Source organism: Streptomyces sp. NPDC086023 (assembly GCF_044540325.1).
Taxonomy (GTDB): Bacteria; Actinomycetota; Actinomycetes; order Streptomycetales; family Streptomycetaceae; genus Streptomyces.
In genome coordinates this window covers 730,375-740,579 of sequence record NZ_JBITRX010000002.1, presented here as the reverse complement: position 1 = coordinate 740,579, position 10,205 = coordinate 730,375, and the positions used below count along the sequence as shown (strand labels likewise).

Annotated in this window: 9 protein-coding genes; 5 read left to right on the top strand and 4 right to left on the bottom strand. The window is 72.8% G+C overall.

Annotation, left to right across the window (positions count from 1 at the left end; translation table 11 throughout):
* Window positions 1-90 precede the first annotated feature (90 nt).
* The 3 genes from ACIF6F_RS06665 to ACIF6F_RS06655 all read right to left on the bottom strand — a co-directional run bounded on the left by ACIF6F_RS06665 (window position 91) and on the right by ACIF6F_RS06655 (window position 2,820).
* Window positions 91-1,545 (bottom strand): RNB domain-containing ribonuclease, encoded by a 1,455-nt coding sequence (locus ACIF6F_RS06665; RefSeq protein WP_399942104.1) that lies wholly within the window; start codon window positions 1,543-1,545, stop codon window positions 91-93.
* Window positions 1,546-1,666: 121 nt separating this feature from the next.
* Entirely contained in the window at window positions 1,667-2,290 is a 624-nt protein-coding gene (locus ACIF6F_RS06660; protein WP_399942101.1) for a DUF305 domain-containing protein, read from the bottom strand.
* Between the two features lie 194 nt (window positions 2,291-2,484).
* Entirely contained in the window at window positions 2,485-2,820 is a 336-nt protein-coding gene (locus ACIF6F_RS06655; protein ID WP_399942099.1) for an SHOCT domain-containing protein, read from the bottom strand.
* Between the two features lie 134 nt (window positions 2,821-2,954).
* On the opposite strand from ACIF6F_RS06655, the gene ACIF6F_RS06650 reads away from it, so the two are divergent.
* The 5 genes from ACIF6F_RS06650 (at window position 2,955) to ACIF6F_RS06630 (ending at window position 9,003) form a co-directional block, all read left to right on the top strand.
* Window positions 2,955-5,771, top strand: a complete 2,817-nt coding sequence (locus tag ACIF6F_RS06650) for a heavy metal translocating P-type ATPase (protein WP_399942097.1) — start codon at window positions 2,955-2,957, stop codon at window positions 5,769-5,771.
* A gap of 350 nt (window positions 5,772-6,121) precedes the next feature.
* Entirely contained in the window at window positions 6,122-6,766 is a 645-nt protein-coding gene (locus ACIF6F_RS06645) for a CBS domain-containing protein (RefSeq protein ID WP_399942094.1), read from the top strand.
* 209 nt (window positions 6,767-6,975) lie between these two features.
* Window positions 6,976-7,635: a CBS domain-containing protein gene (locus ACIF6F_RS06640; RefSeq protein WP_399942091.1), complete on the top strand. Its 660-nt coding sequence runs from the start codon at window positions 6,976-6,978 to the stop codon at window positions 7,633-7,635.
* A 98-nt stretch (window positions 7,636-7,733) separates the two neighbouring features.
* Window positions 7,734-8,225: a CBS domain-containing protein gene (locus tag ACIF6F_RS06635; RefSeq protein WP_399942088.1), complete on the top strand. Its 492-nt coding sequence runs from the start codon at window positions 7,734-7,736 to the stop codon at window positions 8,223-8,225.
* A 142-nt stretch (window positions 8,226-8,367) separates the two neighbouring features.
* Window positions 8,368-9,003, top strand: coding sequence for a hypothetical protein (locus ACIF6F_RS06630; RefSeq protein ID WP_399942085.1), 636 nt, complete (start codon window positions 8,368-8,370; stop codon window positions 9,001-9,003).
* Window positions 9,004-9,028: 25 nt separating this feature from the next.
* On the opposite strand, the gene ACIF6F_RS06625 is transcribed toward ACIF6F_RS06630, so the two are convergent.
* Window positions 9,029-10,072, bottom strand: coding sequence for a hypothetical protein (locus ACIF6F_RS06625; protein ID WP_399942082.1), 1,044 nt, complete (start codon window positions 10,070-10,072; stop codon window positions 9,029-9,031).
* Window positions 10,073-10,205 lie beyond the last annotated feature (133 nt).

Below are 10,205 nucleotides of genomic sequence, written 5' to 3'. Positions count from 1 at the left end.
ACCGGCCCCAAGCCCGTCACGTCAGGCGAACCCCAGGATCTGAAACAGAACACGACTCACGAGGCGAGCCCCGACCTCAAAACCAGGTCACTAGGACACGGTGAAGAGGACCTTGTCCCCCTCCCAGTCGGGGTCCGCCCGCTTGAGCCTGGCCCTGACGCTGGAGCCGAGCTGGAGGTCCAGGCCGTTGCGCGACTCGACCTTGGCCAGCACGGCGGGGTCGGCCAGGAACACCTTGCCCTCGCGCGGCCTGCCCCGCTCCGCGTCGGTGTCGATGACCGCCACGTCGAACACCTCGCCCACGCGGTCCTTGAGCACGGCCGCCTCGACCAGGTCCACGGTCTGCCGGTCCGCCAGGCCGCCCTTGCCCCGGGCCGTGTCGCACGGGAGGCAGTCCAGGGCGTCGAGCACCCAGCCCGGCGGGGCCTTGTCCGCGCACGCCGTCACGCACAGCTCACCCGTGTACCGGTCGACCAGGCGCCGCAGCGGTGCCGTGCAGTGGGCGTACGGGGCCGCGATCGCCGCGTGCATCGTGTGGGCCGGCTGCCGGCCGTCGCGGAAGACGGTGTACTCCGCCTTGAGCATCGTGGTCGTGGCCTCGCTGAGGAAGGCCAGGTGCTGCTGCTTCCGGGGGTCGAGCTTGCGCACGAGCGTGGCGTACGAGATCCCGGGCCGCCAGACGATGCCCAGGGCCTTGGCGAGGTCGTGCAGGCGCTTGACCACGTTCTGATCGGCCTGCTCCCGCTGGGTCCGCAGGATGCCGGTCCCGGTGTCGAGCATGATCCGGGCCGCGGACATCCCGGTCATGAGCGAGATCTGCTCGTTCCAGCCCTCGACCGGCAGCGTCGCCGCGTACCGCAGCCGAAACGATCCGTCCTCGACGGTGACCTCCTGGTCCGGCAGGTTCACCGAGATGCCGCCGCGCGCGATCTCGACGGCCTCCCGCAGCCTGCCGACCTCGCGCAGCAGGGCGAGGGACTCCTCCGCCGTACCGTCGTCGAGGGCCCGCTGGGCGGCCTCGTAGTCGAGCTGGGCCCGGCTGCGGATCCTGGCCCGGCTGACGGACGAGTCGGTGAGGTTGCCGTAGGCGTCGAGCTCGTGCTCCCACACCAGGGCGGGACGGTCCTGGCCCGGCAGCAGGCTGGCCGCGTCCTCGGAGAGCACGGGCGGGTGCAGGGGCACCTTGAGGTCGGGGAAGTACAGCGTCTCGACCCGGTCGCGCGCCTCGGCGTCCAGCGGACTGCCGGGTCCGACGAAGGTCGCCACGTCCGCGATGGCGTAGTACACGCGGTAGCCGCCGCCGGGCCGCCGTTCCAGGTGCAGGGCCTGGTCGAGGTCCTTCGAGCCCGGCGGGTCGATCGTGAAGAACGGCAGGCGGGTGGCGTCCTTGTCGGGCAGCCGCGCCTCGGCCGCGGCCTTCTCGGCCGCTCTGAGTACGCGCTTGGGGAAGCTCAGCGGGACCTTCAGCTCCGCGCGCAGTTCCTCCAGCGCGCAGCCGAGGGCGTCCTGGGCCTCGGCAGACATGTGCATCGGGCGGCGTCGCATGCCCCGAGCGTAGGCCGACGGTCACGGACCGGCACGGCGAGCGGGCCCGTCCGCGGCGTCGCCGCGACCGGGAAGTCCTCCCTGCCGACGGCATGGACGCGGTCGCCTGCACGCGCCGAGGTCAGTCGGTGCCGAGCATCTGGCGCATCTGGGTGATCTCCGCCTTCTGTGCGGTGATGATGTCGTCGGCGAGTTCCCTGGCGGGGCCGTAGGTGCCTTCCTTCTTCTCGGTCTCGGCCATGGTGACGGCGCCTTCGTGGTGCTCGATCATCCGGGTCAGGAACATGGTGTCGAAGGCTTTGCCGGAGGCGCCCCGCATGTCGTCCATCTGCTGGTCGTTCATCATGCCGGGCATGGACGAGGCGTCGCCGTGGTCCATGCCGTCCATGCCCTGGGGGACCTCTTCGCCCCAGGCCGTCAGCCAGGCGGACATGGTCGCGATCTCCGGCTCCTGGGCCTTCTTGATCTCCTCGGCGAGGGTCTTGACGTCGCCGGAGGAGGCCCGGGTCTCGGCCATGTCGGCCATCATGACGGCCTGGCGGTGGTGCGGGATCATGCCCTGCGCGAAGTCGACGTCGGCCTGGTTGTGCGCGCCCGCCGGCACCGAGACGGACGTGGTGGGGCCGGGGGAGGTGGCGGCAGAGCCGTTGCCGTCGTCTCCACAGCCGGCCAGGAAGAACGCGGAGGCGGCGACGGCCGCGGCGGCCAGGGCGGTGCGGCGGTGCAGGGCGCGGGTGGTCTTCATGGGGACCGGCTCCTTGCTCGCCGGCTCTCCGTCGGGTTCGCGGGTTCGCGGGTTCGGCCCCGGCCGCGCAGCTGCGCCACCGGCTCGTCCGCCGCTCACCGGCCGCCGGGGCCACAGGCCGTGTGCGGCGTCAGCCATCACGCCCTCCTCGTGTCTCAGCCGCTCCGGCCGCGAGCAGCCGAGTCGGCCGGGGGTCAATGCCGGGTGGGCGGGCCGGAGGCATGCAGCGCAGCCAGGCGCCGCCGGTAGTCCTCCTCGTCGATGTCGCCGCGGGCGAACCGCTCGGCGAGCAGCTGCTCGGGCGACGGCGGGGGGCCGGGGCGGGGCTCGGTGGTTCGGCTCAGGGTCCGCAGGAGCAGGACGGCGGCGGCGATGATCAGGGCCCAGAACGCGATCATGCCGGCCGAAATCGCGAACCAGCCCCAGCCGCTGACGTCGTGGTCGAACCAGAACATCATCACGATCGCCTCCCCGGTGATCGGGCCAGCGGGTCTGCGATCCCCGCTGCCCTCCTGGTCGTTCACCATCATGGTCACCCGGTCCCGGCCGTCCGGTGCAGGGCCATGTGGTCCCTGTCCGGTGGGCCCGTCAGTCCCTACCCGCCTCTCACCGGTGGGGCGAGAGACCCTGGAGGGGAGCGCGCACGCAAGGAGGGCGATCTGCCATGGGTGTCGCCGATGTGGTGGTCGTGATCCTGGCCGCAGTCCTGATCGGCGGGCTGGGCTGGTTCTTCTTCGGGCCTCGCAAGGCCCGTACGGCGCAGCTGGAGGGCGGGGTGCAGCGCGTCGAGGTGACCGTGCGGGGCGGCTACAGCCCCAAGGTCATCAAGGTCCGCCAGGGGGTGCCGGTCGAGCTGGTCTTCGACCGGCAGGAGAGCGGGGAGTGCACCAACCGGGTCGTCTTCCCCGACCTGCGGGTCAGCGCCGGACTGCCGGCCCATGCGCGCACCACCGTCCGGGTCACCCCGGAACAGGCGGGCTCCTTCGGCTTCGCCTGCGGGATGAACATGATCCACGGCACCCTGCTGGTCGAACCCGCGGACCGCCCCGGCGCCGCCGAGGCCGCGCCGGGCGGCGAAGGCCCGGGCGAGGAGGCGGCCTCCCCCGCCGGCGGGCAGCGGTGGGGCGAAGGCGGTGGAGCCGAGGCGGAGGCGGCCGAGGTCGCCGAGCGGCGCGCGGAGATCGCCGATCTGACCCGGCGGGTCGTGGTCGGTGCCGTGCTCACGCTGCCGGTGCTCTTCGCCGTCATGGCCCATGAGCTGTTCGGCGCGGACTGGGTGCCCGGCTGGCTGCTGAACCACTGGCTGCAGCTGGCGCTGATCACGCCGGTGATGTTCTACACCGGGTGGCCGATCCACTCCACCGGCTGGCTGACCCTGAAGCACCGCGGCGCCGACATGAACTCCCTGATCACCCTGGGTACGACGGCCGCCTACGGCTACAGCCTGCTGGTCACCCTCGCCCCCGGCCTGCTGCCGGAGGACGTACGGGAGGTGTACTTCGAAGCGGTCGGGGTGATCCTCACCCTCATCCTGCTCGGCCGGCTGCTGGAGGCCCGCGCCAAGGCCGGCACCGGGGAGGCCATCCGTGCCCTCCTCGGCCTCCAGGCCCGCACCGCCCGCGTGATCCGCGACGGCACCGAGGCGGAGATCCCGGTGGAGGACGTGGCGGTCGGCGACGAGGTGGTGATCCGGCCCGGGGAGAAGGTCCCGGTCGACTCCGAAGTGCTGTCCGGGTCCTCGGCGGTCGACGAGTCCATGGTCACCGGCGAGCCGATGCCGGTCACCAAGCGGGAAGGGGACACGGTCATCGGCGCGACCGTCAACACGACCGGATCGCTCCGGGTACGGGCGAGCAGGGTCGGGGCCGACACGATGCTGGCCCAGATCATCCGCCTGGTGCAGCAGGCGCAGGCGTCGAAGGCACCGATCCAGCGGCTGGCCGACGCGGTGTCCGCGTACTTCGTTCCGGCCGTCATCGCCATCGCCGTCGCCTCGTTCGCGATCTGGTACACCGTCGGGCCCGCCCCCGCGCTCACCCTGGCTCTGGTCTCCGCGGTCGCGGTGCTGATCATCGCCTGCCCGTGCGCGCTCGGCCTGGCCACACCGCTGTCGGTCATGGTCGGCACCGGCAAGGGAGCCCAGGCCGGCATCCTCATCCGCTCCGCCGAGGCGCTGGAGACCGCCCACAAGCTGGACACGATCGTGCTGGACAAGACCGGCACCGTGACCGCAGGCAAGCCGGTGCTCACCGACGTGCACACCGCCGACGGCTTCCGGGAAGAGGAGCTGCTGGCCCTGGTGGCGGCGGCCGAGGCGGACAGCGAGCACCCGCTCGCCGGCGCGATCGTCGCCCGGGCCCGGGAGCGCGGCCTCACCTCGTCTGCGGCGAGTGGCTTCGGCTCGGTCACCGGCAAGGGCGTGCAGGCCACCGTCGACGGCCGTACGGTCCTCGTCGGTACCGCCCGGCTGCTCGCCGACGCCGACATCGACAGCGGGGCCCTCACCGAGGTCGCCGCCGGCTTCTCCGCCGAGGGCAAGACTCCGGTCCTGGCCGCCGTCGACGGCCGGCCCGCGGGTGTACTGGCCGTCGCCGACACCGTCAAGGACGACTCGGTCCGGGCCATCGCCGCCCTGCACCGACTCGGCCTTCAGACGGTCATCATCACCGGCGACAACGCCCGCACCGCCGCCGCCATCGCCTCCCAGGTCGGCGTACGGCGCGTGCTGGCCGAGGTCCTGCCCGAGCACAAGGCCGACGAGATCCGCCGGCTCCAGGCGGAGGGCCGCACCGTGGGCATGGTCGGCGACGGCATCAACGACGCCCCCGCCCTGGCCGCCGCCGACGTCGGCCTGGCCATCGGCACCGGCACCGACGTCGCCATCGAAGCCGCCGACATCACCCTGATCTCCGGCTCCCTGACCGGCGTCGTCACCGCCGTCCGGCTCTCGCGCGCCACGATGCGCAACATCAGGCAGAACCTGTTCTTCGCCCTGGTCTACAACGCCGTCGGCGTGCCGCTCGCCGCCGGCGCCCTCTACCCGCTGTGGGGCATCCGCCTCAGCCCGATCATCGCCGCCGCCGCCATGGCGCTGTCGTCCCTGTCCGTGGTCACCAACGCCTCCCGCCTCCGCCGCTGGCACACCGCTCCGCTGCCGGCCGCCACCGCAGAGCACGTCGAACCCCAGGTGGAAACCGCGGCCGACCGCACGTCGGCCCCCACCGCTGCCGCAGCGCACGGACACCACCACCAGTCCGGGCCCGGCCTGGGCGAAGGGTCCGGGCCCGGCGCCCAGGACAGTGCGGTCGATCCGGTCTGCGGCATGCGCCTGGACCCGTCGACTGCCGCCGAACGGCGCGACACCGGCCACGGCAGCCACGTCTTCTGCTCGGCGCAGTGCGCAGCCGCCTTCGACGCCCACCCGGACCACTACCGCGCACCGGCGGGGAGCAGGCCCCCGGAAGGAGACGAGAGCCGATGACCACGGCCGACCGCATCCGGCCCGGGTCCCCTGCCCTCTCCATCACGTGGGCGAGTCCTGTGCAGCGGTCGGCCGGCGCCTGCGCGTGATCGCCGCTCCCCGCGTGGACCTGCCGCGCCTCCGGGACCCGGCGAACGCGTCCGTCCCCCGGCCGCGGATCCTGCGGGCATCGGTGCACGGCGCCGGCGACACCGCGCCGGCCCGGGGCCATCCGGCCCTCCCCTTGCCCACAGGGCCCATGGGCGCGCACGTGGTCGGGGTGCTCAGATGGAAGGAGGGTTCGCCCCGACCTGCCACGCGCCTTCGGGCGGCAGCAGGATCCACGACCGATCGAGGTGAAGGAGCCGGTCATGCCCGCATCTCGCCACACCGTCAGTGACGTCATGACGCACACCGCCGTGGCCATCGGCCGCGAGGCGTCCTACAAGGAGATCGTCGAACTGATGCACGAATGGAAGGTGAGTGCGCTCCCCGTCCTCGAAGGTGAGGGCCGCGTCGTCGGGGTCGTCTCCGAGGCTGACCTGCTGCCCAAGGAGGAGTTCCGCCGCGAGGAGCCCCACCTGCCGGACCAGCTGGAGGAAGCGTCCAAGGCCGGTGGCGTGCTCGCCGAGGAACTGATGTCGAGCCCCGCGGTCACCGTCCATCCGGACGCGACCGTTGCCGAGGCGGCCCGGATCATGGCCCGCAGGCGCGTCAAGCGCCTGCCGGTGGTGAACAGACTCGGCATGCTGGAGGGCGTGGTCAGCCGCAGTGACCTCCTGAAGGTGTTCCTGCGCCCGGACGAGGAGCTGGCGGAGGAGATCCGGCAGGCCGTGCTGGCCGAACTCGTCCCAGGTGTCTCCCCGGACTTCTCCGTCCAGGACGGTGTCGTCACCCTGCGGGGCCCTGTGCACGATCGCGCCCTGATTCCGCTCCTGGCGCGGGCCGTCAGCGCGGTCGAGGGGGTCGTCGACGTCCGGATGGAACTCGACGGACCGGTCTCGGCCACCGCATAGGCCCACACGCGGGTGCCACCCGAAGGCTCGGCGTCGAGCGCAGCATCCGGTCCGGCCGGCCCCCGCGCAGGGGCCCGGTCGGCCCTATACCGCCTCCGGAACGCGCGGCGAGGCTGGAAGCGCGGAATCCGGGGCTGGAGGAACCATGAAGGACGCACGCACCGTCGCCTGACGGCGACGCCCGGCCGCAACAGGGGAAGGAGAACACGGTGAGGCACAGGGAAGTGGGCGAGCTGATGACCCGCGAGGTCGTCACGGTCCCCCGGCACGCCACCTTCAAGGACATCGTCCGCACGCTCGGCGAGCACAGGGTCTCCGCGGTGGCGGTGACCGACGCCGCCCGACACCCCCTCGGCGTGATCTCCGAGGGCGATCTGCTGCCGAAGCCGGCCGACCAAGGGGACTGGTTCCGCTCTCTGCCACGCCCCGAACCCTGGGAAAGCGACAAGGCCGCGGGCACGAAGGCGGAGGAGCTCATGTCGGCGCCCGCGGTCTGCACACGGCCGGAGTGGACCGTGGCGGAGGCCGCTCGGCTCATGGAGAGCCAGCACGTCAAACGGCTGCTGGTCGTCGACGACTCGGACGTCCTCGTCGGCATCGTCACCCGCGGCGACCTTCTGCGGATCTTCCTGCGTGAAGACGACGCCATCCGACACGAGATCACCGGGGACATCCTCGACCGGACCCTGCACACGGACCCCTCGGCCGTATCCGTCGAGGTGGTGGACGGACACGTGACGCTGCGCGGCGTGGTGCGCTTCCGCAGCCTGATTGCCGTCATGGACCGGCTGTGCCGCACCGTCGACGGCGTCGTCGGGGTCACGGAACAGCTCGCCTGGGATACGGACGACACCGGTACGGGTCACTGAGCCGGCCGGGCCCTCGCGACCCGGCCCCGGCTCACCGTGGCGGCACATCACGTCCGGCACACGTGAACATCACGAAGCCTGCCTGAAGGAGCTGCACGATGAACGTGTCCGCTGCCATGTCCGCGCCCGCAGTGACCGTCACCCCCGCGACGACCATCGGCGAGGCGGCCCGGCACATGGACGTCCAGGGCGTCGGCTGCCTCGTCGTGACGGAACAGGGCACCCTCCGCGGCATCGTCACCGACCGTGACATAGCCGTACGCGCAGTGGCCGCGGGCCTCGACCGCGACGAGCCGGTACGGAAGGTCATGACCACCCCGGCCGTCACGGTCGACGTGGCCGACGACATCCAGGCCGCGTACCGCATGTTCCGCCACAGCGGCGTCCGGCGGCTGCCCGTCGTCGACGGACAGCGCGTCGTGGGCATCCTGACGGTGGACGACATGCTGATGGACGTCTTCCGAAGGGTGGGGGACCTGCTCGGCCCGATCGCATGGAGTGTCCTGGAGGAGCCTCCCGGGCCACAGGACGAAATCGGCCCGCGTGCGCCAGGCAGCGGAGGGAGTCCGCCCGCTTCTCGCGGATCCTGATGGTGCGGTGGCCCCCACCCCGGGCGCGCGGCACGCGCGGAGGAGCCAGAACGTGTGGCACCGGACCGTTGGGCGGCTGCAGGCACACGGACCACGCTCCGGCGTGCGTCTGGACGGCCGACACCCGGACGAGGAGACCGACGTGGACGACACGATCCGTGCGACGGCCGATGTCGAGTGCCTGGTGAGCCTCTTGCGCCGGGCTCACTCCGCCCTCGACGTCACTGTTCGGGCCCTCACCCTCTCGACGGGCCCGGGGACCGAGCGCTCCATGGCGAGCCTCGGCCGGACACTGCGCGAGCTGCACAGCGGGTCCGCCGAGCTCGCCACCGCCGCCCTCGGCGTCCTCCCGGAACAGCCGGACCGGTCCTCCGTGCTCACGGCCTTGTACGTGTCCGAGGACGCCGGGCGGATCGCCGTGCTGCTGGGGCAGGCCGGGGAGATCCTGCAGGCGCGCAGTTCCGGCCCGCCGCCGGCGGAACGCGTGCTCGTGCCCCTCCGAGAGCTCGGTGGGGCCACCCTGGGGCTGGTCACGCGGGCCCAGGATGTCCTGCGGTCGGCCGCACCCCCGGCCGTCATGGACAGCGGCCTGGCAGAGATCACCGCACGCCAGCGCGGCCTGGAGCGGCTGCTGCTGGCGGACACGTGTGACCCCGCCCTCCTGGCGGATGCCGCCGACGCAGCGGTACTCGGACGATGCTACGAGGAGTGCGCGTTCCGGGTCGCCGCCGTGGCCCGGATCGGAGCACTGCGGATCGAGCGGCGCGGACAGCCGTGATCTGCCGTCGCCCGGCCCCGGGAGGTCAGGGCAGGCCCGCCAACGCCGTCTGCTCCAGGACCATGCGCCGGATGTCCCTCCGCCGCACAAGACCCCCGTGGGTGACGAGGACGGCCGCCAGGACGGCGTCCTCCACGTCGATCCACGGAACGCCGTCGGACATGATGCGCTCCAGCAGTGCGACGACGTGCCGCGAGAACGCCTGGCACGCCGCACCGGGCAGTTGGTCGGCGCGGGGACCCGCGCCGACCAGGACCACGCCGTGCCCCGCTGTGGACGGCGCTCCGGGACGGGCGCCCACGACGTTGCCCCCGTCGGGGCCTGCGGCCAGGTCGACGACGACGGAACCGGGGCGCATGGTGTCGAGGACCCGTGCCGTCACCAGTCTGGGAGGCGGCCCGGGGAGGCGGGGCCGGACCGCCGTGACGAGGATGTCCAGGCCACCGGGCACGACGCCGGCGCCGGGTCGGCCGGAGTCGGTGTGTACGTCCGCCCCGCAGTCCCGCAGGACTCGTGCCGCCTCTTCGGCACCGGGGCCCCAGCCGATGACCAGGGCACGGGCGGCGTTCGCAGGCGCGCCGGGTCCCCAGGAGCCGCGGACCGGCCGGTCGAGGAGGTCCACCGCGAGCAGGCCGGCCTTGTAGCCCGCCAACCGCTCCAGGGACGAGGCGGCATCGAGACTGCGGGCCTCGTCCGATCCTTCCGGTACGAGGTCGAGGCCGATCACGGTGAGGCCTTCGTCGGCCCACCGGCGGATCCGGAAGGGAGACCTGAACGGATCCACGAGGGCGACCAGCACCTGCCCCCGCCGGAATCCGGCCCCGGGCGCGGGGGCAGGCGGCGACAGGCCCACGACGATCTCGGCTTCCCTCACGTCCGCACGCGAGGCGGTCTCGGCGCCCGCTGCACGGTAGGCGCGGTCCGGCAGGCCGACCCCCTCCCCGGCACCGGACTCCACCAGTACGCGGAGTCCCGTCCCGGCGGCGAGGTGCACGTCGTCCGGAACGAGCGCCACACGGCGGTCACCCGGCGCGGTCTCGCGGCACACGCCCAGCCTCGTGGGGATCACGCCGGTCACCTCCCGGCATCGCGCCACCTGCCCGTTCATTATGGAACCGTCCGATCCCCCGGTCACCCGGGTGCCCCTCCCGAGGGGCATGCCGGAGCCTCGCGGCAGACCGGGACACGGGAAGGAGCACGCG

What these genes read in the sequence shown, in the direction of transcription:
- ACIF6F_RS06645 (WP_399942094.1), top strand. Translation starts at nt 6,122, where the DNA reads ATGCCCGCATCTCGCCACACCGTCAGTGACGTCATGACGCACACCGCC.
- ACIF6F_RS06635 (WP_399942088.1), top strand. Translation starts at nt 7,734, where the DNA reads ATGAACGTGTCCGCTGCCATGTCCGCGCCCGCAGTGACCGTCACCCCC.
- ACIF6F_RS06660 (WP_399942101.1), bottom strand. Translation starts at nt 2,290, where the DNA reads ATGAAGACCACCCGCGCCCTGCACCGCCGCACCGCCCTGGCCGCCGCG.
- ACIF6F_RS06650 (WP_399942097.1), top strand. Translation starts at nt 2,955, where the DNA reads ATGGGTGTCGCCGATGTGGTGGTCGTGATCCTGGCCGCAGTCCTGATC.
- ACIF6F_RS06665 (WP_399942104.1), bottom strand. Translation starts at nt 1,545, where the DNA reads ATGCGACGCCGCCCGATGCACATGTCTGCCGAGGCCCAGGACGCCCTC.
- ACIF6F_RS06655 (WP_399942099.1), bottom strand. Translation starts at nt 2,820, where the DNA reads ATGATGGTGAACGACCAGGAGGGCAGCGGGGATCGCAGACCCGCTGGC.